The sequence below is a fragment of the Phycisphaerae bacterium genome (assembly GCA_012729815.1).
Classification (GTDB): domain Bacteria; phylum Planctomycetota; class Phycisphaerae; order JAAYCJ01; family JAAYCJ01; genus JAAYCJ01.
In genome coordinates, this window is sequence record JAAYCJ010000062.1 from 1 (window position 1) to 22208 (window position 22208).

Genomic DNA, 22208 nt, shown 5'->3' on the forward strand with positions numbered 1-22208 from the left:
CACGAACCTACTCCCGGATTCCGCAGCAAGCGGTCTGAGTCGTCCGGGCAGCACACTCGAGAATACCACGAGACCAGACGAGTATCAATGACAAACCGCTGGAGATCTGGAGGATCCGGAATCAGCGGAGCGTCCGGTAACCGACCGAGTTTATCCCGGACGCGGCCTCGGCCGATAATGCCGATGTGACGGGGGAAAAGGAAACAGGATATGTCGGCCTGGTTGGACAAGGTGCTGACGCGTCAGCGGATGCTGATGTACCCCGCGGCGCTGCTGGTGGCGACGCTGGCGGCCTACCTGCTGGTCGCGGCCAGGTCCGATAACCTGATCGAGCCGAGCGGCAAGATCATCGGCCACGATTTTCTGGCCTTTTACATGGCCGGCGAGATGGCCGCCGACGGGCAGGTCGAGCCGCTCTATCAGCCGGCGGCCCAGACGGCTTGGCAGCAGGCGTTCATGGCCCCGATCAACCCGAAGTGGCAAGGCACGTGCCTTTATCTGAATCCGCCCCACTACGCCTGGCTGATGTCGTGGATTTCGTGGCTGGGATACGGCGGGGCGCTGGCGGTCTGGTGGGTGTTTTCGCTGGCGTGTTTTGCCGCGACGGCGGCGATCTGGCGTCGCTGGCTTGACCGCGAGGACTGGGTTCTGGCGGTCATTTTGGCGGTGTCGATGCCGGCGTGGTTTCAAGCCCTGGCGGGCGGGCAGAACACGTTTGTCACGCTGATGGTGCTCAGCGGGTTCTGCGCGTGTCTGCTGAACCGCTGGGACTTGCGAGCCGGTCTGGTGCTGTCATTGCTGGCGTTCAAGTTTCAGTTCCTGCTGATTCCCGCAGCAGTGCTGCTGGTCAAGGGCCGCTGGCGGGCGATCGGCGGATTGGCCCTGGGAGGCGGTTTGACGCTGATTTTGACGGTCGTTATGCTGGGACCGGAATCCATCAGCCAGTACGTGCGCTTCGGTTCGAGCCTGGGCGAGTTGATGCGGACCGAAGGCTTTGATGTGTACAAGCAGCATTCGTGGCACGGTTTCTTCGCCCTTGCGGGGTCCGGCTGGTTGCCGGCATCGGCGGTGCGCGTGTTGACGGGAGCGGCGGCGTTGGGCTGTTTGTGGCTGCTCTGGCGGATATGGAAGGGGCCGCGGTCGCGAGAGCCGGGCATACCGGAACTGCAGCTTGCCGGCTTGATGCTGGTGACGCTGATGGCCAGCCCGCACCTGTTCCACTACGACATGCTGCTGTCGGCGCTGCCGGCGGTGCTGTGGCTTCGTGCGTTTCGCGAGCGGCCGGAGCTGTCGAGGCAGATGGCCGGCGTGCGGATCGTTCTGGTTGCGGGTTTTGCGTGGCTGGCGGTCGGAGGGTTGATCTCGGGCGCTGCGCACGTCCAGGCCTCGCCGGTGCTCATGGCGGTCTGGACGTACCTGACGGCGGCGGCGGTCGGCCGGGCGGGTTTGCCCACGGCGGCTCACGATAGTACACTAACCGAGCGGGACCCGTTCAGAGGGGTTGCCCGTTCCTGACAAGCCGCGGGATTTTTTCGACCCGGTTGGATTTTACCTGTTTTGTATTGCAAGTTAAAGTAGGCAAGGCCGATTGAGAGAGCCTTGGCGACGGCCGATAACGCGGAACGCGACCGACAGCACTGAAAACGCGGAAAATCGGCCCGAAGCAATCTTGCCAAGTCAAGTACCCACCTTCTCGTACCGATGACCACAGTGTCAGGTGAGAAACCGGTTGAGACCGGCTGCGGTTACGAGAGAAACGCCCATGGGTTCAGGAAACGCCGTTTGCCGCATACTTGTCACTGGATCGATGGGGGTTCCCGGAAACGCGAGCAGGTGCAACCGGAGCGCATGCCGACAGGGACGTCGGGGCTCATGAATTTTGGCGGAGTGACCTCCGCCGCCGACGGGGCCAGTCACGATGAACGGGCCCGGTCGGCCAGGAGTGGGAAGAACTTTTGTCTCAGTTGAGGTCCTTTTTCTAAGGAGAGGTTCGAATGAAGGCACTGAAAGAGCGCGTGAAGAGTTTCATTGTGAGCGAAGATGGTCCGACCGCGACCGAGTACGCTGTGATGCTGGCCCTGATCATCATCGTCGCCCTGGCCGCGATCACGCTGCTGGGCTCGAAGGTCAACTCGATCTTCACGAACGTCGAGGGTCAGCTGCCCACGGGCTCGTAGTCGCCGACGTGACACGAACGATGGTAGCTGCGTAGGTGGTAGAGCCGATGGCCCCGCGGGCAGGTTCGACAAGACCTGACGCGGGGCCTCACTTTTGTGGGGCCGATAAGCGGATCGATTGAGGAGGCGTACGATGGGAGTTGAAAGCTACTGGCAGGTGACGGCCGTGATGCTTACGCCGCTGGTGCTGTGGGCGTCCTGGATCGATTACAAGGAACGACGGGTTCCGAACTGGCTCAATGCGCTGATCGCGGTGATCGGGTTCGGCGTGCAGGCGTACTGGTTCGGGCTGGCGGGCCTTCAGGCGGGTTTGCTGGGCGGACTGGCGGGCCTGGCCCTGCTGATCGTGCCGTGGATCGCCTACATGATGGGCGCGGGCGACGTGAAACTTCTGGCCGCCGCCGGCGTCTGGATGGGCGCGTCGATGATTTTCTGGGCGTTCGTGATCGGGGCGATTATCGGAGCGGCGGCGTCGCTGGCGATGATCGCGGCGGCCCGGCGCTGGTGCGTGGCGGGCGAGAACTTCCAGATGGCGGCGATCAAGCTGAGCAGCCCGAAGCTGTTCTTCAGCGACCTGGGATCGGTCAAGTCGATGGGGACCCGGGCGCAGTTGATCCCCTACGGCGTGCCGCTGACGGCGGGCATGCTGGTGGTGATGGGCCTGAAAGTCTGTGGTATCTGGTGAGGACCAAATCATGATAATGATAAGGAACGGACCGAGAGCCGCACACAAACGACGTCGGGGGGCCGCGGTGGTCGAAATGGCCGTGGTCCTTCCCGTGCTTCTGACCATTTTGTTCGGCATCATCGAGTTCGGCTGGACATTCATGGTCTATCAGAACATCACCAACGCGGCCCGCGAGGGCTGTCGGGTGGCGGTGCTGGAGGGTTCGACGGACGGCGACATCACCGGCCGGGTCGGCAACTACATGCAGATGGTGGGCATCAGCAACTACCAGTTGACGGTGACCCATGCGACGCAGGCGGACCCGACGGAGACGGTGGTGGTCCAGGTGCCCTATTCGGAGGTCTCGCTGCTGGGCGGGTACTTCGGTCCGACGAATTTCAACATCGCGGGCAGGGCGTCGATGCGTAAAGAGGGCGCTGAATAGCCCTTCCGATTCTGTCGATAGATGGACTGATGCAAATCGCGGAGTGGTCGTCGGGACCGCTCCCGACGAAGTCTGAGTATGAAAGGGTGAGCCATGCGCAAGCAAGCACTGATACCGATGGTTATCGGGCTGTTGGTCGGTTTGGGAGCGCTGAAGCTGGGCTACGACTATCTGGCCAAGGCCAAGGGCGGCCGCCCGGCCACCGGGCCGGTCACCAAGATCGTGGTGGCTTCGCGCCCGATTCCGGTCGGCACGAAACTCACGGAAACCGACCTGGTCCTGGTGGACATGCCGGACGGCCTGGTGCCCGACCAGGCGGTCAAGGACGTCAAGGAACTGGTCGGCCAGACGATCCGGGTGTCGCTGGCGGCGAAGCTTCCGGTTCTCCAGCCGATGGTCGGACCCGGGAGCGGAATTCGCGGTGTGATTCCCGAAGGCTATCGCGCGGTCACGGTGAAGGTCGATGAGTTCACCGGCGTGGCCGGCCTGATCAACCCGGGCGACCGGGTGGACGTGGTCGGGACCTTCTCGATCCGGACCTCCACCGGTAATGAGACGATTTCCAAGACCGTCCTTCAGAACGTCGAGGTGCGGGCGGTCGGCCAGAACATCACCACCGACAACATGGACGACGCGAGCAAGATGAAGCTCGATCGGTCCGTGACGCTGCTGGTCAAGCCGGACCAGGTGGAAAAGCTCCAACTGGCCGCCAGCAACGGCAAGATCCGCCTGGCCCTGCGGGCTCCGCTGGACGACCAGTCAAACGAGACCAAGGGAATCACCCTGGCCCGCCTGCTCTCCGGTTCGCCCGACACCGCCGGCCAGACGCTTCAGCCGAACCTGTTGAACAGCTTCCTCTCGGCGATGAACAAGCGCACCGGTTCGGCCGTCGACCAGGAGCAGACACTCGCCCAGGCCGGGGCCCGGATCGAGCCCTACCAGGTCGAGTTGATCGTCGGTTCGAAGGTGGACCAGATCTTCTTCGCCTCGCGCAGCTCGGACCAGCGGGTGAACCCGTCGGCGATCGAGGATGAGCCGGTCCGGACGGGCAAGGCGGCTCCGAGCGCCGCACCCGTCGGCAACGGCTTTGCCCCCGCCGCCGCGGTCGGCGCTCCGGAGACGGAGGAGATGGTGATCGACACCGAATAGCTCGTCCGGCGCATCCGCGACGCGTTCTGCTCCAGAGACGCAGACGCTGACAATTCCATATTCGTAATCAACGGCCATATTGCTTGGAGACCCAATCGATGAACGCAATCACTTACGCAGGAAGCAGACGCAGTCTGATGAGCCGCGGGGCACTGGCGGCGGTGGCGGCGACGGCGGCGCTGGTGGTGGGCACGACCGGATGGTCGCAGACCACGACCCAAACCGCCCGCACGATCAAATTGCCGCCGCAGACGACGACGCAGATCACGCTGACTCTCAACGAGAGCGTGGGACTGGAGTTCCCGACCCCGATCAAGCGAGCGGCCATCGCCAACGACCAGATCGCGTCGGTATCGGTGGTCTCCCCCAAGCTGGTCCTGGTGACCGGCCAGAGCCTCGGGTTCACCCAGTTGGTGTTGTGGGACGAAACGGACGAGCAACACGTCTACGACATTCGGGTGAACATCGACGTCAAGCGGCTGGCCCAGACGCTGGCCGACGCCGCCCCTCGGGCGGACATCGAGGTTTCATCGATCCTCGACACGGTGATCCTCAAGGGGACGGTCCCCGACGCCCCCACCGGCAAGCGCCTGGTCGAACTGGCCAAGGCCTTCTCGAGCAACATCAACAATCAGCTCACAGTGGCCGGCGTCCAGCAGGTAATGCTGCGGGCGACGGTGGCTGAGATCTCGCGCGAAGCGATCCGGGAGCTGGGCTTCAACGCCACGTTCTTCGGGGCCGACGCTTTCGCCGGGAGCAACCTGAACCTGATCAACCCGACCAGCATCGGGCTTCAGGAACAGACGCTCGTGCCAATCGGCCCACCAAACCGCTTCCAGATCATGGGCGGCGAATTGGCGGTCAACCCGACCACCACGCTGTACTTCGGTCTGCCGCGGACGCAGCTTGAGGGCTTCATCCGCGCGGTCGAGGAGAACAATCTGCTGCGGGTTCTGGCCGAGCCGAACCTGGTGGCGATTTCCGGCCACGAGGCCGAGTTCCTGGCCGGCGGGGAATACCCGGTGCCGGTGCCGACGGAAGACGGACTTGCGATCATGTTCCGCGAGTACGGCGTGATGCTGAGGTTCACCCCGGTCGTGCAGGACGGGCAGATCATCCGCGTGGCCGTGGTCAGCGAGGTTTCGGAACCGGACTTCACCAACGCGGTGCAGATCGCCGGCCTGACCATTCCCGGCCTGACCAAGCGCCGGACCCAGACCATGGTCGAGGTCGGCTCCGGCCAGACCTTCGCCATCGCGGGTCTGCTCAGCGAGAGCGTCCGCGGGATCGCCACCCGGGTTCCTGGCGTCGGCTCGCTGCCGGTGATCGGCGCCCTGTTCCGCTCGGTCAACTATCAGCGGGCGGAGTCGGAGCTGGTGGTCATGATCACGCCCGAACTGGTCTCGCCCCTGAACAAGGGCCAGGTCGACTACGTCGCCGGCATGGAGGCTGCGCCGCCGAACGACTGGCAGTTGTACGGCCTCGGTTTGATCGAGGACGACTCCTACACCCCGACCACGACGCGTCCGGCCCAGGCGCCCAACGTGCCGCCGGCCCCGCTGTGCGGCCCGTGGGGACCGCAGATATCCACGTCGAACGCCGAGCCGCAGTGAGCCGCAACGGCGTATTCACAAGACAATCACAGACGACACGACCGGGGCCATCCTCGGTCGTGTCTTGTTTTGACGGCACCGTCAGGACGTCAAAGGAGGACGAAATGACTGGAAGGCAAAGCACGGAACGACAGGCAACGCAGGCCGCGCCGAAGCGGCGGGCCGCCGCCGTACTCTGGACGGCGATCACGGGCACCCTGATGATCAGCGTCGGGGCACTGGTCGTGGACCTGGGCTACCTGCGGGTGGTCAAGGGCCAACTCCAGAACGCCGCCGACGCCAGCGCCCTGGCCGGCGTCTCAGCCCTGCTCAACCCTTTGGCCGTGGTCGGCGCCGGCACGCCGGAGAACCTGGCCGATGACGGCCGCGCCCGCGCGGTCGCATACGCCGCCAGGAACAAGGCCGACGGACAGCCGGTCCATCTGGACCTCGAGGACATTCGGGTCGGACGGTTTGACAACCCGTCCAACCTGGACGAGCCGCTGACCGTGGGCCTGCCGCCCTACAATGCGCTGCGGGTGGTGACCCGGAAGGACGAATCGAGCCCTACCGGTCCGGTCCGGCTGTTTCTGGCCGGCATCATGGGCAAGTACACCTCCAACATGACGGCGACGGCCACCGCGTACCTGGATTCGGGGATGGTGGCCTACAAGCCGGCCAAGGACAACCGTCCGGGCCCGGCCATCCCCATCACCGTGCACGAGTACAAGTGGCTCAACGACATCTACAACGCCTTGGGCCAGGATCTCTACGGCTACGATCCGGAGACCGGTCAGGTGACGCTGGGACCCGACGGCATCCCCGAGCTCTCCATCTTCCCCGAGAAGGCCAAGGACGCCGAGAGTCCGGACGGGGCCGGCAACTTCGGACTGCTCAATTTTTCGAACGGCAACATGGGCACCACCACCATCGCCGGCCAGATCAGGACCGGCCTGAACGCCGAAGAATTCACCGCCGCCTTCGGTCAACCGGAGGCCCGATTCATCAGCGAGGACGGCAGCCCCGTCAGTCACGTGCTGGACGGAACGCCGGGCGTGAAGAACTCGCTGATCACACTCGAGGATGACGTGCGTTCGCGGATCGGCACCGTAGTCGGCTTCTTCATCCACGACAGCGTCACCTATTCGGGAGCCAACATCGACTACAACGTGGTCAACATGCAGTTCGGCCGGGTAATGACCGTGGAAAACAAAGGCTCGGTCAATGGCGACAAGGCGATCATCATCCAGCCGACGCCGTACCTGGGCACCGAGATCATCACCGACCCGGGAGCCCCGCCGCACCTGACCGGAGGCCGGCCACGGATCGTCCGGTAAAGATCGAGTGATCACGGAATCCGCCATCCCAAGGGCCGCGTCCTGCGGCCCTTTTCTTTTGGAGTCGTCCTCTGTTTATCGGGCCTGACGGAGGGCCCCACCCAACGGCCCGCGGCGGGAACGTATTGTATATTTATAACGGAATGAAAGCCGCTGGGCGTGTTGCCCAGTCTTTATATCTCGTTGAGGGGGTCGTGATGAACAAGGTCTGTAAGGGTGAGGTGCGGAAAAGGTATCATCGGCGAGCCGGCGCGATCGTCTGGACGGCACTGTCGCTGCCGTTCATCTGCGGAATGGCCGCGTTGGCCATCGACATCGGCTACGTCCACACCGTTCGAAACGAGTTGCAGACAGCCGCCGATTCCGCTGCGCTGGCGGGCGCCTCCGCTCTGGCCAGTGCCGAGGCGGTGTTCGGCAACAATTCCGTTGAACCCGAGTACGCGGCCATCGCCCGCGCCTGGCAATTCGCCGCCAAGAACAAGATCGGCGGCAAAGCGGCGGGCCTGGGCTTCGGAGACGTCGAGGTCGGCCGGGTCAACACCCCGAACGGACTGAACACGCAGTTCCTCAACGGCGTCCAGCCATATAACGCGGTGCGAGTCATCGTACGAAAGGAAAACAACTCGCCCAACGGCCCGATCAATCTGTTCTTCGGCCCCTTCCTGGGCAAAAGCCAGTCCGAGTCATTCGCCGAGTCCGTCGCGTTCTTCGACCAGCGGGTCGCCCGGTTCAAGCCGAAATCAGGCTCCGGACCGATGATGCCGGTGAGCGTCCGGCTGGAGAAGTGGACGGACGAAATTACCAACGGCAACGGTGACGACAACTACGGCTTTGATCCGGAGACCGGAGAAGTCACCTACGGCCCGGACGGGATCCCGGAAATATCCATCTATCCCGAAAAGCAGAAGAACAATAACAAGGGCGGCGGCAACAACAACTCCGATGGGGCGGGCAACTTCGGCCTGCTCAACTTCAACAACGGGAACAACGGCGTGCCGACCCTGGCCCGGCAGGTCCGCGACGGCCTGACCGCCGATGAGATCGCCAGCGTGTTCGGCGAGGATGGGATCAGCTACCACGACGACCAGGGAAACCCCACGGATCAGATTATCGACGGCAACCCGGGCCTGAAGGCGTCGCTCGACGATGACTTCAGCTCGAGAATTGGCGACGTGGTCGGGTTCTTCATCCACACCGAGTGCGACGGCTCCGGGTCCAACGCCCTGTTCACCACCGTTGGTATGCAGTTTGGCCGAATGCTGATGGTCAACCTCCACGGATCCATGAGTTCCAAGGCGGTGGTGATCCAGCCGGCGGTCTATGTCGGCAGCGAGATCATCACCGATCCAGCGGCTCCGGTTCACGCGACGAGCGGGCGGATTAAGCTGGTCCGGTAACAACTTGGGCCATGTCTCGGCGAGAGCCGAGACATCGCCTGTTTTGCGGGGGAACGGAGAAACGCTCTAAGAGAAAGGACGCGCCATGATCGAACAAGGCAGCAAGTGCAAGAGCGGGCGCCGGCAGGCATCGCGTCGTTCGGCGGCGGCGCTCTGGACGGTGGTCACGTTCTCGGTGATGGCCGGTTTCGCCGCCATGGCCATCGACCTGGGACATCTGTTCCTGGTCAAGGACCAGATGCAGACGGCGGCCGACGCGGCGGCCCTGGCGGGAATCTCAGGCCTTACCACGCCGGTTCCGATCACCGATCCGGGCGGACACGAGCTCCTGGCCTACGAGGCGCGGGCCCGGGCGGCCAGATATGCGGGCAAGAACTTCGCCGAAAATCTGCCCCTGAAGCTGAGCTACTCGGACATCGCCGTCGGGTTCATCTCCGATCCCGACAATCTCGACCAGGATCTCGTGCCGGGCCTGACCCCCTACAATGCGGTCAAGGTCACGGTGGCCAAGGGGCGGCAGGCCGCCAATACCCCGGTCTCCCTGTTCTTCGCCGCGATCTGGGGCAAGAACACCGCCGACATGTCGGTCACCGCCACCGCCTATCTCGACATGCGGATGAAGGGCTATCGCCCCGTACAGAACAAGAGAGGCCCGACCATACCCGTGAGCGTGTACAAGGACCGTTTTGAGCACGACGTGGTGTTCGCTCTCGGCGGCGACAACTTCGGCTATGACCCTCAGACCGGCCAGATCACGCAGGGCGCCGACGGCATTCCCGAACTGGTGATCTTTCCGGAACGGCAGAACGACTACACCGACGGTAACGCCGGCGCAGGAACGTTCGGCATCCTGAATATCAACGTGGGCAACAACGGAGCGTCGACGGTGGCCGACCAGATCCGCAATGGCGTGACGGGCGAGGACCTCACGTCCGAGTTCGGCACCGACACCATTGTCTTCTACACCGAGGCGGGCTTCGAGGACGAACACGCGGTCGAGGGCGTGCCGATCGTCTCGGTCGGGTACGACATCGAGGGCAACCCCGGTCTGATGGCCAGCCTCAAGGACGACTTTGAGTATCGCCTGGGCGACGTGATCGGATTCTTCGTCCACGACGCCATTGACGAAACCGGCTCCAACACGCTGTTCAACATTACGGACATGCAATTCGGACGGCTGGTTCACGTCAACCTCACCGGCGCCCCGCAGAACAAGGTGATCGTGGTCCAGCCGACCGTGTACGTCGGCGAGGAGATCGTCACCGGCGACGAGATTCCGCTGCACTACACCGGCGGGCGCATCCGACTGATCCGCTGACACCCGACATTGCGCCTCCCCATCCTTTGCCCTGGAATGGGCACGGCCGGTCCGAGAGCCTTGGGCCGGCCGTGCCCTTTTTACCCAAGACCGTTGCCGTACCCGGCGTTCAGGGGCGAGACGCTGGACGCGCCGGCGGGTCCGATAAATCGAACCAGAGGACAGGGCACGGCCGGGAATGAGAGACTCGCCAATTGACGCCGTTGCCTTTTTTCGCCAGCTTGCCCATTTCGCCGGAAAGATATCGTACATTTATCTGAGGCGTTTCCGGGCCTGCGTGGTGGAGTTGAGCCGGTCAGCAGCGTCCACCCGCCGGAACGTCAGAAAGATGGACCGATAAGTCAGGGCGGGTGCGCCAGAGCGAAGATGGGAACGACTGCCAAAGCCCCCCCTTTTTGGTGACGATAACACCAATGAACCGTTGTCGGGTATTGTTCCGCCGGCGAGGTCCAGCCGTACCAGGCAGCCGGACCGACCCGTCGTAACGTATGCGACGCAGGCACGGCTGAACGACGGCAGTCTGCCAAGAATCGACACCCCGTGGCAGGAACACGACAGGAACAGGACCGTGTCTGAGGCATTGGATTTGGCTCTGGCGGACTTATCACCGGGCATGAATGGACCGATATCAGCAATGGCTGATGCCCGGTTGGAACAGGCCACAACGTCCTGTCCGATAAGTCTGCCAAACTGGAGTTCTGCATGGCTCGAGGCATTCGAGTAATAGTCCTGAATTGCGACGATAGCTATGCCGCTCCGCTGCGCGCCAAGCTGCTGAAGAACGACGGGGTCAAAATCGTCGCGGAAGTAGACGAACCCGCGCTGTTTCCCTCGGCCCTGGAGCAGTTTCCCTCCGAGCTGGCCGTCATCAACCTCGATTCGGACCCCGAAGGCCTGACCACCCTCATTTCCGAACTGCTGAACAAGAATCCGGACCTCTGCACGTTCGGGATCAGCGCGTCGAACGATTCGAACCTGATCCTGCGGGCGATGCGCTCCGGCTTCCGCGAGTTTCTCCTCTGGCCGATCGACGACAAACAGCTTCACGAGGCGATCGAGCGGCTGGCCAAGGCGAGCACCAGCCAGGGCCCCAGCGGACGGCTGGTCTGCGTTCTCGGACCCACCGGCGGATGCGGGGCCACCACGGTCGCCACCAACCTCGGCTGCGAGCTGGCCCAGTTGGGCCGCAAGCGGGCGGTGGTGGTGGACCTGGATTTCGCCTTCGGCCACGTCGCCACGCTGCTGGACACTTCGCCCCAGTTCACCATCGCCGACCTGTGCCAGACCCTGGACTCGGTGGACCACTCGATGGTCGAGAAGGCCCTGATCCGCCACGAGAGCGGCGTGATGGTCCTGGCCCGCCCGCAGCACGTCGGGCAGGCCGAGCAGATCTCCGCCGCCAACACCGTCGGCGTCCTGAACGCCCTGTGCGAAATGTTCGAATACGTGGTCTGCGACGGGCCCTCCCGCCACGACACCACCAGCCCGGCGATCCTCGACCTGGCCGACTTCACCATCATGCTGGTCAACCTGGTCGTCCCGTCGGTCCGCAACGTCAACCGCATCCTGGGCGAACTGCAGCGTCAGGGATACAACCTCGACCGCCTGCAGGTGGTGGTCAACCGCCACAGCAGCGACGCCAACCTGCTCGATATCGACGACATGGAGCAGTGCCTCTCCCGCAAGGTCGATTTCGTGCTGCCCGACGACGCCAGGACGGTCGCCAATTCGATCAACATGGGCCAGCCTCTGCTGACCGCCGCTCCCAAGAGCAAGATCCGCGAGGCCATCCGCCAGCTTGCCGAGCGAATCCACACCGGCAAGGACGGCAACGGCGAGATGAAGGCATCGAACGGCCGGGCCGCCGGACTGTTGTCCCGAATGTTCAAGTAGCCAACATGGAGTTAGACCGCGATGCTGTTTAACCGACAGAAGCAATCCAAGAGCGACGCCCCCAGCGGAGGGACCTCGACCGCCGTGCGCGAACCGAACCCGGACACCCTCAAGAACAAGGTTCTGAGCGAGCGTTCGCAGCAGCTCCAGGACCTCAAGGGCCGTCTCCACCGCAAGCTGGTCGACCGCCTCGACCTGACGCGGATGGAAACCGAGGACAAGGACACGGCCCGCGAGCAGGTCAAGCAGGTGGTGGCCGAGCTGGCCGACGAAGAGCAGGCGATCCTCAATTTCAACGACCGCCAGCGCCTCATCAGCGAGGTCATCGACGAGGTCTTCGGCCTCGGGCCACTCGAGGTCCTGCTGAAGGACCCAACCATTACGGATATCCTCGTCAACGGGGCCAAGCAGGTGTACGTGGAGCGTGGCGGACGCCTCGAACCGACCGACGTCCAGTTCAAGGACGACGCTCATCTGCTGCACATCATCGACAAGATCGTCTCGGCGGTCGGACGCCGGTGCGACGAGGTCTCGCCCATGGTGGACGCCCGTCTGCCCGACGGCTCCCGCGTCAACGCGGTCATCCCGCCGCTGGCCATCGACGGACCGAGCGTCTCGATCCGGCGATTCGGAGCCGACCCGGTCCGCATGGACGACCTGCTCCAGTTCAAATCGATCACCCAGGAGATGGTGGATTTCCTCTGCGCGTGCGTCAAGGCGCGGCTGAACGTCCTGATCGTCGGCGGAACCGGCTCCGGCAAGACCACCCTGCTGAACAACCTCTCGAGCTTCATCCCGTCCAACGAACGGATCGTGACGATCGAGGACGCCGCGGAACTGATCCTCCAGCAGCCGCACGTGGTGCGGCTGGAGTCCCGCCCGCCGAACATCGAGGGCAAGGGCCAGGTCGCCATCCGCGACCTGCTGATCAACTCCCTGCGTATGCGGCCCGACCGGATCATCGTCGGCGAGGTCCGCGGGGCCGAGGCCCTCGACATGCTCCAGGCCATGAACACCGGCCACGACGGATCGATGACCACCGTCCACGCCAACACCCCGCGCGACGCCATCGGGCGTATCGAGACCATGGTCTCGATGGCCGGCTACGACCTGCCGGTCAAGGCCATCCGCCAGCAGTTCGCCTCCGCGGTCAATATTCTGGTCCAGGGGGCGCGCCTCACCGGCGGACCGCGGCGCGTGCTGTACATCAGCGAGGTCACCGGCATGGAAGGCGAGACCATCACCATGCAGGACTTGTTCGTGTACAAGCAGGAAGGCGTCGATGGATCGGGCCGGGCCTACGGCTCATTCTGCGCGACCGGCATCCGCCCCACGTTCCTCGAAAAACTCCGTGCCTACGGCGCCGATGTCGATGTGGAAATATTCGAACCGCGAGTCATGATGAAAGACTACGAAGAATAGGAGGGCAGGCACGTGGACGGTTTCGCCACGATTACCTCTTACATCCAGACGGCCATGCTCATGCTCCTTCCCATCGCGGGCATGATGCTGGTCTTCTACTCCGCCTACCAGATATGGAACGACTTCCATGGCGGCGACCGCAAGAAGGTCGTCGAACGCATGCGCGACGAGCAGGCCCGCAAACGGGTCAAGTCCGTCGAGATGTCGATCCTTCGCAACCGATCCGGCGGCAAAAAGCTCTACGAGACGATCCTGGAGCAGATCAGCCTGACCCAGCGGATCCAGACCTGGATCAGCCAGGCGGACCTGCCGTTCTCGGGGGCCAGGATGATCCTGAATCTCATCCTGGCCGCCGCCGTCGTCTTCACCGGCGGGCTGCTGTTCCATTTCAGCCTGTGGCTCGTGGCGTCGCTGGCCGCCGCCATCCTCGTGTTGCCGGTGTTCGTGATCAAGTTCCTGGCCAAACGCCGGATGAACAAACTTGTGCTCCAGCTTCCCGACGTGTTCGACATGCTCTGCCAGTCGCTTCGGGCCGGGCACGCCCTGGCCTCGGGCATCCAACTGGTGGGCAAGCAGCTTCCCGATCCGGTCGGATCCGAGTTCACGCGGATCTTCCAGGAACAGAACCTGGGCATCAAGCTGGAGGAGGCCTTGCGCAACTTCGCAGCCCGGACCGACCAGATGGACGTGAAGTTCTTCGTGACCGCGGTGCTGATCCAGCGCCAGACCGGCGGCGACCTCGCCGAGGTCCTCCAGAAAATCGGGTCCGTCATCCGCGAACGAATCACGATCATGGGCCAGGTCAAGGCTCTGACCGCGGAAGGCCGGATGTCCGGCTGGGTCCTCAGCGCCCTGCCCTTCTTCGTGTTCCTCCTGGCCTGGGGCATGAACCCAACTTACGCCGGAGTGCTGCTCTATGAAAAGGAGGGACAGATTCTCCTGGGCGGGGCCATCTTCATGCAGGCGGTCGGCATGTTGATGATCAAGAAGATCGTGAACATCAAGATATGAGAGGTCTACTATGTCGCCTATCCTCGGAATCGCCGTACTCATGGTCGTCTCGATGGGCCTCATCGGCTATTCGGTTCTGGCCGGTCGCCACGAGCGCCGCGACGCCCTGAAGCGGCGGCTGGACGACCGGAAACCCACAGACGGACCCGGCAAATCCAGGGCGGATGAGGGATCGGCCGCCGAGTGGTTCAGAAGGAAAGCCGCTCCGGTCCTGGCCAAACCGATGAAGCCCAAGTCCGCCTCGCAACAGAACAACCTGAAAATCCGCTTGGCCAACGCCGGCATTCGCACCGAAACCGCCCCGGTGATCTTCCTGGCCAGCAAGTCCATCGCGGCCGTTCTGATGACCTGCCTGGCCCTCTTCGTGACCATCGGAGGCGACCACCCGCCGATGAAGATCTTCGGCATGACCATCTTCGCCACCGGGCTGGGGTTCTTCATGCCCGAGGGTTGGCTGTACCTGGCCCGAAAGGCCCGGGCCGAGAAAGTCACCCACGGAATGCCCGACTGCCTCGACCTGATGGTGGTCTGTGTGGAAGCGGGCCTCGGCCTCGACGCGGCCATGCAGCGGGTCAGTTCGGAAATGGGAGCGGTCCACCCCGAACTCTCCGAGGAGTTCGTGCTCTCCAACATGGAGGTGCAGATGGGCATCGCCCGCTCCGAGGCCCTCGAAAACCTGGCCCTGCGGACCGGCGTCGCCGAACTGAAGTCCCTCGCCGCGATCCTCGTCCAGGCCGAAAAGTTCGGCACCAGTATCGCCAGCGCCCTGCGGGTCCACGCCGAAACGCTGCGGACCAAACGCCGTCAGCAGGCGGAAGAGCGGGCGGCCAAGACAGCGGTCAAGCTCATCATCCCGCTGATCCTCTTCATCTTCCCCGCCATTTTCGTCGTGCTGGCGGGACCGGCCGTCCTGAAGCTCTGGCAGACCCTCAGCAGCACCCTTCTCACGGGAGGCGGCTAGTCGTGCCGATAATTCATACTAAAGACCCACTGTTTTCTGGAGGAAATGCAATGCGACTCATTCGATTGACACTGGTCCCGGCGATCATCTCTCTGCTGATCTGCAGCGTGGCCGGCTGCTGCTGCGAGAAGCGCGACAAGGTCGAAACCAAGTCCGTCTCCGCCTGTCCCGCTAGACCCGATCATCCTCTGACCCGTCAGAACGACCGGCAGGCCGAGAACGCCGACATGGCGGACATGGCCCTGACCGACATCCACTTCCTGCCGAACCGCCCGATCCTCAACGGCACCGGCACCGACAAACTCAATCGCCTCGCCTGGATCGTGGAGAACTACGGCGGGACGATCGTGCTGAACCTGCGCGAACCCCGCTCGGTGCTGACGGATGAACGCATGGATACCGTCGTAGCCTATCTCAAGCAATGGGGACTGCCCGAGGCCAAGGTTCAGGTGACGGTCGGACTGCCCCCAAACCAGGGCATGAGCGCCGAAGAAGCCGCCGTCGCCTACGACAAGAACCGCATCAAGTCGTGCGATGCGGGCAGCGCCAACGGCACCATTCTCGGCGGAAAATAAGAGCTTCCCGATGAGGTGAAAAACTCATGATCAGGGCGATTGTCTGGATGATCTGCGTCTACCTGGCCCTGCTGCTGTTTGGATGTCAGCAGAAGAATAACGCCATGCAGTTCCAGCAGAACCAGGCGGAGCTCGAGGCCGTGCCGCCTCTGCAGTCAGGCCCGGACATCAAGATCAGCGCCGGCGCGTATTGCGCCGCAGCCAGGCTTCTGGAAAGCCAGGGCAGTCTCAAGGAAGCGGCAGCCCGATACCGGCGGGCGATCGAAATCGACCCGGCGTACGGGCCCGCCTACAACGGCTACGCCCTGTTGTGCATGAGGCTCACGGAGTACCCCGAAGCGGAGCGGACGTTCAAGAAGGCCCTCGCCATGGCCCCCAACGACGCGTCGCTCCACAACAATCTGGCCTACTTGTACATTGTGCAGAAGCAGTACCAGAACGCCGAGGCCGAGTTGAAGAACGCCCTGGCCGCTGACCCCGAGTTCAACCTGGCCAAGATGAACCTGGCGGTGGTGCTCGGCCGGCTCAAGCGTTTCGCCGAGGCCCGCCAGTACCTCGAACAGGTGTGCCGGCCCTACGAGGCCGTCTACAACCTCGGCGTGCTGCACCAGTTCGCCGGCGAGGTGGACCAGGCCCGAAAGTACTACGAGCAGGCCCTGCTCGAGAACCCCCGCTTCACTCCGGCCCGCGTGGCCCTGGACAATCTGGCCTCCGCCAACTGATCAGACACACCAACCACCAGACAGAAGCGACAGATAGGACAGCATGCCCGGGCGTTCGGCCCGGGCATGTCTTTTTTGATATCCGCCTCGGCATCAGAGCAAGTCAGTTTTTCTGAGCCTCAGCCTCGAGGGCCGTCTTCTCGGCCCGCATCGCCGACCGCAGCACCTTGCCCTTCTGATACCAGTCCCGCAGGACCCTCTCGGCCGGCTTGGCCTTGGGGGTATAGCCGTGGTCGGCTTCTCCTCCAGGACCGGGCGTCCACTCCCACCACATCGCCCCGGCCACCGTCGCCTCATCGTCCCACGTGCGAATGAAAGCTTCGTAGCACTTCTTCTGTTCTTCCAGCCCTTCCGCCGAGGGTTTCTGATGACGATAGTAGTTCCACGCCTCGATGCTCGCCCCCGGCTGCGAACACCAGCCGACCTCGGTGAACAGGATCGGCTTATTCACCGTCTTCTGCCAGTCGAGAATCTCCCGTTTGATCTTTGACCAACTGCCCAGCAGCGTCGTCAACGGCGGGTTCTCCTTGTCCGAGAGCTTGTGGTAGGTGGTCATGCCGATCACGTCCAACTGGTCCCAGAAACTCACCTCGCGGTAGTGGTCCCAGTTCGACGAATACAGCAACTTGCCGTGGTAGATCTTGCGGATCTCGCCGATCAGCTTGGTCCAGCGCTCGCGGAACCCTTCCGTCGAGATCAACTCGGCCCCGACCACCAGCATCTCAGCGTCGTTCTCCAGCCCCACTTCCGCGAAGTACTTGATGAACTCCAGATAGCTGGCAAACCACGCGTCCCAGTCCGGCGGCTTGATGACCCCGCGCCACTCGGTGTCCTGCGGGTTCTTCAGCAGGACCACCGGCATGATCGCCACCTTCAGCCCGTGCGAACGAGCCCGCGCAATGAGCTGCTTGAACTGCTCCTTCGACGGGCACCAGCGGGCGTCCAGAAAGATGCCCGCCGAACCGGCGTGATCCTGATAACCAGCCGTCGAAAGCCCCACCGTATTGGCCCCCAGCGCGGCCACCTCGTCGATCATCTCCAGATACGGCTCGATCCCGTTCGAAACGTAGTTGATTTGGATCGCCATCCCACGAAAAACGTCTTGATCCGCCTTCGGGGCGGCCGGCGCATTCGCCGCCGGCCCAGCCGCTCCCTCATCGGTCATCGAGGCCTTTGACACGCTCGACTGGTGCAAAAACCAGACCACCGAGGCTACTGCCAATACACCGATCAATTTGATGCTATTTTTCAGAAACATGGCACTATTGATACCTCAAACCATTATACGGATCAAGCGGCCTTGGTTGCCCCGAAGACCGGATTTCAGCAAATTCTATCCCCCCTGCCGCAGATGATCCGGGCAATTCCGGGTTTGACCGTCGTCCAAGCCACGGCTACATTAGGAACTCGCAACGACCGTCGCAGGAGGCCTGAACCTGACTGATACTACCAAATCCAAGCTTGTCATCATCGCCGGCACCGGCCAGTTCCCCGCTCTGGTCGCCCACGGGGCAAGAGAGGCGGGTCTGGAGGTCTGCATCCTGGCCCTCCGGCACGTGGCCAGCCCGGAGTTGCAGCGTCTGGCCGACTGCTTCCGCTGGGTGCCGATCGCCCGGGTCGGCCGGTGGATAAAATGGTCTCGCAAGTTTGGAGCCGAACGACTAATATTGGCGGGGGGAGTTCGCAAGACCGACGCGTTTACGCCCTGGCGGATACTGCAGTATCTGCCGGACTGGCGAACCCTGAGAATCTGGTACCGCCGGGCCCGCAAGGACAGGCGAAACCTCGCCATCCTGCAGGCCCTGGCCGACGAACTGCACGAGGCGGGAATCACCGTGGAGAACTCCGTCAAATACTGTCCCGAAGCCCTTGCCGAGGAAGGACAACTGACCGCCAACTCCCCTGCCGCCGCGGCCCGCAGCGACATCGAGTTCGCCTGGCCCATCGCCCTGAAAATCGCCCGGATGGACATCGGCCAGGCCATCGCCGTGCGAGAGAAGGACATCGTCGCGGTCGAAGCCATCGAAGGCACCGACGCCATGATCGAACGGGCCGGCCGACTTGCCCGCTCCGGCTGGACGCTGATTAAGGTGGCCCAGGCCAATCAGGACATGCGGTTCGACGTGCCGACGATCGGCCCGCAGACGATCGAAAAACTCCACGAGGCCAAAGCGGCGGCGGTGGTCGTCGAGGCGGGCAAGACGCTGATCATCGAGAAGGACAAGACCTTGCGCCTGGCCGAACGCTACGGCATCGCCGTGCTCGGCCGTCAAGCGCGGGGCGAGCAGGAGCAACGGGAGGATTGAGATGGCCGGCACAATGAAAGCCGCGGTGCTGTTGGGAAAAGGGAAGGTCGCTATCGAGGACCGTCCGATCCCTTCGCCCAAAGCCAACGAGGTGCTCCTGAAGATCCAGCGGGTGGGGGTCTGCGGCTCCGACGTCCACTACTACACGCACGGACGGATCGGCCAGTTCGTCGTCAAAGAGCCGCTGATCCTGGGCCATGAGGCCTCCGCCACGGTGGCGGGCCTCGGCCGCGACGTCAAGAACCTCAGCGAAGGCGACCGGGTCGCCATCGAACCTGGCTACACCTGCCGAACCTGCCGATACTGCAAGTCCGGATTGTACAACCTCTGCCCGGAGGTGGTGTTTCTCGCCACGCCGCCGGTCGACGGAGCCTTCTGCCAGTACCTGGCCTGGCCGGCGGACTTCGTGTTCAAAGTGCCCGAGGCAATGACGTTCGACCAGGCGGCCATGATGGAGCCGACCGCGGTCGCCCTCTGGTCCTGTCGGCGGGCGCCCATCCAAGCCGGAGCCAGCGTCGCGGTTTTCGGAGCCGGGCCCATCGGGGCCATGACCATCCAGGTGGCCAGGGCGCTGGGCGCAGCGACGATCATCGCCGTCGATCTCGACGACTGGCGGCTCGAACAGGCTGAGCGATTCGGAGCCCGCTACACGATCAATGCCCGGCGGATCGAGGACTCCGCCGAGACCATTCGCACGTTGATCCAGGAGCAGACCGGCGAGCCCTCGACGACGGCGGGCGTCGACGTGGCCTTCGAAACGGCCGGCGCCGTTGCGACCACTCGCGCCGCCCTCGCCTCCGTCCGACCGGCCGGCTCGGCTATGCTGGTCGGCCTGCCGCCCGACCCCCAGGTCGCTCTGGACATCGTCTCAGCCGCCTCCAGGGAACTCCAGATCAAGGGCCAGTTCCGCTACGCCAACTGCTATCCACCGTCAATCGCCCTCGCCGAATCCGGCGCCATCGATCCCGGGGCCATCGTCACCCATCACCTGCCCCTCGAAAAGGCCGAAGAAGCCCTCCAGATGTCCGCCAGCCCCGAACCGGGAACCCTCAAGATCATCATCAACGTCGCCGGCTGATCGGATTGTGATTCAGGCGGCCTCCCCCTGCCCATAAAAAAAGCGAGAGCGCCGTAGCGCTCTCGCCTTGATCGATCTAGCGTTGCTCTGTCGTCGGATTACGGCAGGGCAATGTAGCCGACGGTGACCGTCGTGTTATCGCTACGAGTCTCCGCCGTCTTGAATGCAACCGTGTTAATAGTGCAATCGACGTCCCACGCCGGGCAGCCGTACGTGTCTTCGCCGTCCGGATCGGCCGGAACCGTGAACGACGGGCCGCCCGTGCTGTACTGCAGATACGAGTCGGCGAGGAAGATGTAGTCGCCCTCGGCGGCCACGTCCATGCTGCCGGCATAGCCGACCCAGCCGTTGTTGTTGGTCGAACCGTCGATGTAGTCCTCCCTCGCGACCTTCGTGAAGGCCGGGTTCGGGACCGAACCGACCGCCGTCCGCTGCGAACCGCCCATCGAGTCGTCCGCGTCGTAGTCGGCGAAGAAGGCGTACGCGGCACCCGCGATGGCCACGTCGAACGTCGCCTCCGCGTCCGTCATCGTGATTACGTTCCCGTCGTCCAGGTTGACCAGGAAGGCCTGCGGATAGCTCTGATCATCGAGGCCGATCAGGTACCCCTGGTCCATCTCGACCTGCACGTCGCCGCCCGCCTCATTGACCGGCGCCGCCACGATCGGGGCCGCTTGCGGGTTTTCCAGATCGTAGATCGTGATCTTCCCGTCGGCCACGGCGACCGCCTTCATGCTCTCGGCGTCCACCTGAACCATGTCAACTCCACCCGCGTAGTCCACGCCATCCGGATTCGGAAGCGATACGACCACCGGGGTCTCGCCGCTGACGTCGATCACCTTGATGATCGCCCCGTCCGCCACCTCGTTCTGGTTGCAGATCACGATGCAGTAGTCGCCGTCCGCCTGGATGTTGCCCGTGTCGTCGGCGCTGACCGGGATGCTGTTCAGATAGATCTCGTTCGGGTCGATGACCGTCAGGGTCTCGGTCTCGGTGTCGAAGACCGCCACCTGGAACATCAGATCGGCGGTGTTGCTGCCGGCCAGGAAGATCGTCTTGCCGCCGACGGCAAACCCGCTGCTGTCGAACTTCTCAGAGTTCGTCACCGCCTTGGCCGAACTCTCGCCTTCGCTCGGAACCATGTACGAGACGCCAACCAGCGTGTCCGTCCCGTAGGCGATCAGGTCGTCGCCCGCCTCGATGTCCGCGTCATGGCGCATCGCGATGCTCGTCTTGACGATCGTCAACTCCGCCGTGTTCGGGTCCGTCGTGTTCGGATCGGTCGTGTTCGGATCAGTTGTGTTCGGATCCGTGGTATTCGGATCGCTCGTATTCGGGTCCGTCGTGTTCGGATCGGTCGTGTTCGGATCCACAATGCCTCCGTTACACCCGACCATCCCAACCACCAGCACACCCACCACCAGAAGCAGCAACAAAGGATAGACTCTGCTCAACATGAAACGCGCCTCCAAAACAGGAACATAAAGAAACCCATACTGAACTCGGTTACGCACTGATATCGGCATCACCCGGCAGATGGCTTGATGTGAAAACCGTCAAACCCAGTTCATCAGACCGGGTGTTTGGTACTAAAAGCAACACGGACATTCTCGCCAGCCCGCCTCGCGAATGTTCCTTCGGCAAATCCCGCCCAGTCAATGACTTAGCGATCGATTCATAGCCGCGATGTGGGCCGGAGTGGTCCCGCAGCACCCGCCGAGGAAGTTGATCTTTAACTCGGCGATCTTCATCGCGTGCTGGGCGAACTCCTCAGCCGTCTGCTGGTAGACCACCCGATCGCCCTCCTGACGGGGCAGACCGGCGTTGGGTTTGATCCAGACCGCCAACGTGGTCGCATCCCGGTAAGCCCGGGCGATAGGCAGATAGTTTTCGACCCCCAGACCACAGTTGGCGCCCACCCCGGCCAACCCCAGTTCCTCGGCTGCGGCCACCGCGTCCGTCACCGAGACCCCCATCATCGTCCGCGACTTGTCCGGCCCGCTGTCGAAGGTGAAGCATCCGATCACCGGCAGGTCCGTGACGTCCTTGACCGCCCGCGCCGCCAGTTTCCACTCGTCCAGATCGGCGAACGTCTCCAGGATGATCGCATCCGGCCGGCCCGCCACCAGCCCCTTGACCTGCTCGACAAACCCGGCGA

20 protein-coding genes are annotated in these 22208 nt (G+C 63.4%); 17 read left to right on the forward strand and 3 right to left on the reverse strand.

Annotated features, from left to right (window positions below; genetic code table 11):
• The first annotated feature begins 210 nt into the window (after positions 1 to 210).
• The 15 genes from GXY33_04660 to GXY33_04730 all read left to right on the forward strand — a co-directional run bounded on the left by GXY33_04660 (position 211) and on the right by GXY33_04730 (position 16666).
• The gene (locus tag GXY33_04660; protein ID NLX04418.1) at positions 211 to 1515 is read left to right on the forward strand and encodes a DUF2029 domain-containing protein; all 1305 of its coding nucleotides are present in this window, start codon (positions 211 to 213) and stop codon (positions 1513 to 1515) included.
• Positions 1516 to 1994: 479 nt separating this feature from the next.
• A complete protein-coding gene (locus GXY33_04665; GenBank protein ID NLX04419.1) occupies positions 1995 to 2177 on the forward strand; it encodes a Flp family type IVb pilin in 183 nt (60 codons plus the stop codon).
• A 133-nt stretch (positions 2178 to 2310) separates the two neighbouring features.
• Positions 2311 to 2862, forward strand: coding sequence for a prepilin peptidase (locus tag GXY33_04670; protein ID NLX04420.1), 552 nt, complete (start codon positions 2311 to 2313; stop codon positions 2860 to 2862).
• Positions 2863 to 2929: 67 nt separating this feature from the next.
• Complete coding sequence (locus GXY33_04675; GenBank protein ID NLX04421.1) at positions 2930 to 3289, forward strand: pilus assembly protein; 360 nt, start codon at positions 2930 to 2932, stop codon at positions 3287 to 3289.
• A 93-nt stretch (positions 3290 to 3382) separates the two neighbouring features.
• The gene (gene cpaB / locus GXY33_04680; GenBank protein NLX04422.1) at positions 3383 to 4438 is read left to right on the forward strand and encodes a Flp pilus assembly protein CpaB; all 1056 of its coding nucleotides are present in this window, start codon (positions 3383 to 3385) and stop codon (positions 4436 to 4438) included.
• A 137-nt stretch (positions 4439 to 4575) separates the two neighbouring features.
• On the forward strand, positions 4576 to 6051 hold the full coding sequence (locus tag GXY33_04685; GenBank protein NLX04423.1) for a type II and III secretion system protein family protein: 1476 nt from the start codon (positions 4576 to 4578) through the stop codon (positions 6049 to 6051).
• A 104-nt stretch (positions 6052 to 6155) separates the two neighbouring features.
• The gene (locus tag GXY33_04690) at positions 6156 to 7367 is read left to right on the forward strand and encodes a hypothetical protein (protein NLX04424.1); all 1212 of its coding nucleotides are present in this window, start codon (positions 6156 to 6158) and stop codon (positions 7365 to 7367) included.
• A gap of 197 nt (positions 7368 to 7564) precedes the next feature.
• Positions 7565 to 8764, forward strand: a complete 1200-nt coding sequence (locus GXY33_04695) for a hypothetical protein (GenBank protein NLX04425.1) — start codon at positions 7565 to 7567, stop codon at positions 8762 to 8764.
• Between the two features lie 85 nt (positions 8765 to 8849).
• Positions 8850 to 10082: a hypothetical protein gene (locus tag GXY33_04700; GenBank protein NLX04426.1), complete on the forward strand. Its 1233-nt coding sequence runs from the start codon at positions 8850 to 8852 to the stop codon at positions 10080 to 10082.
• Positions 10083 to 10784: 702 nt separating this feature from the next.
• Positions 10785 to 11975 carry a MinD/ParA family protein gene (locus GXY33_04705; protein ID NLX04427.1) on the forward strand — a complete coding sequence of 397 codons (1191 nt, stop codon included), beginning with the start codon at positions 10785 to 10787 and terminating at the stop codon, positions 11973 to 11975.
• Positions 11976 to 11996: 21 nt separating this feature from the next.
• A complete protein-coding gene (locus GXY33_04710; GenBank protein ID NLX04428.1) occupies positions 11997 to 13397 on the forward strand; it encodes a CpaF family protein in 1401 nt (466 codons plus the stop codon).
• Positions 13398 to 13409: 12 nt separating this feature from the next.
• Complete coding sequence (locus GXY33_04715) at positions 13410 to 14408, forward strand: type II secretion system F family protein (protein NLX04429.1); 999 nt, start codon at positions 13410 to 13412, stop codon at positions 14406 to 14408.
• Between the two features lie 10 nt (positions 14409 to 14418).
• On the forward strand, positions 14419 to 15369 hold the full coding sequence (locus tag GXY33_04720) for a type II secretion system F family protein (protein ID NLX04430.1): 951 nt from the start codon (positions 14419 to 14421) through the stop codon (positions 15367 to 15369).
• A gap of 50 nt (positions 15370 to 15419) precedes the next feature.
• The gene (locus GXY33_04725) at positions 15420 to 15944 is read left to right on the forward strand and encodes a hypothetical protein (protein ID NLX04431.1); all 525 of its coding nucleotides are present in this window, start codon (positions 15420 to 15422) and stop codon (positions 15942 to 15944) included.
• Positions 15945 to 15970: 26 nt separating this feature from the next.
• Positions 15971 to 16666 (forward strand): tetratricopeptide repeat protein, encoded by a 696-nt coding sequence (locus GXY33_04730; GenBank protein ID NLX04432.1) that lies wholly within the window; start codon positions 15971 to 15973, stop codon positions 16664 to 16666.
• 103 nt (positions 16667 to 16769) lie between these two features.
• Here GXY33_04730 and GXY33_04735 read toward each other — a convergent pair whose 3' ends face one another.
• Positions 16770 to 17888 carry a hypothetical protein gene (locus GXY33_04735; GenBank protein NLX04433.1) on the reverse strand — a complete coding sequence of 373 codons (1119 nt, stop codon included), beginning with the start codon at positions 17886 to 17888 and terminating at the stop codon, positions 16770 to 16772.
• A gap of 334 nt (positions 17889 to 18222) precedes the next feature.
• On the opposite strand from GXY33_04735, the gene GXY33_04740 reads away from it, so the two are divergent.
• Both GXY33_04740 and GXY33_04745 read left to right on the forward strand, forming a co-directional pair.
• Entirely contained in the window at positions 18223 to 18972 is a 750-nt protein-coding gene (locus tag GXY33_04740; protein NLX04434.1) for an LpxI family protein, read from the forward strand.
• Between the two features lies 1 nt (position 18973).
• Positions 18974 to 20050 (forward strand): NAD(P)-dependent alcohol dehydrogenase, encoded by a 1077-nt coding sequence (locus GXY33_04745; GenBank protein ID NLX04435.1) that lies wholly within the window; start codon positions 18974 to 18976, stop codon positions 20048 to 20050.
• A gap of 98 nt (positions 20051 to 20148) precedes the next feature.
• On the opposite strand, the gene GXY33_04750 is transcribed toward GXY33_04745, so the two are convergent.
• Positions 20149 to 21507, reverse strand: coding sequence for a hypothetical protein (locus GXY33_04750; GenBank protein ID NLX04436.1), 1359 nt, complete (start codon positions 21505 to 21507; stop codon positions 20149 to 20151).
• 198 nt (positions 21508 to 21705) lie between these two features.
• Positions 21706 to 22208: homocysteine methyltransferase (locus GXY33_04755; GenBank protein NLX04437.1), on the reverse strand; the 503-nt coding region annotated here is incomplete at its 5' end.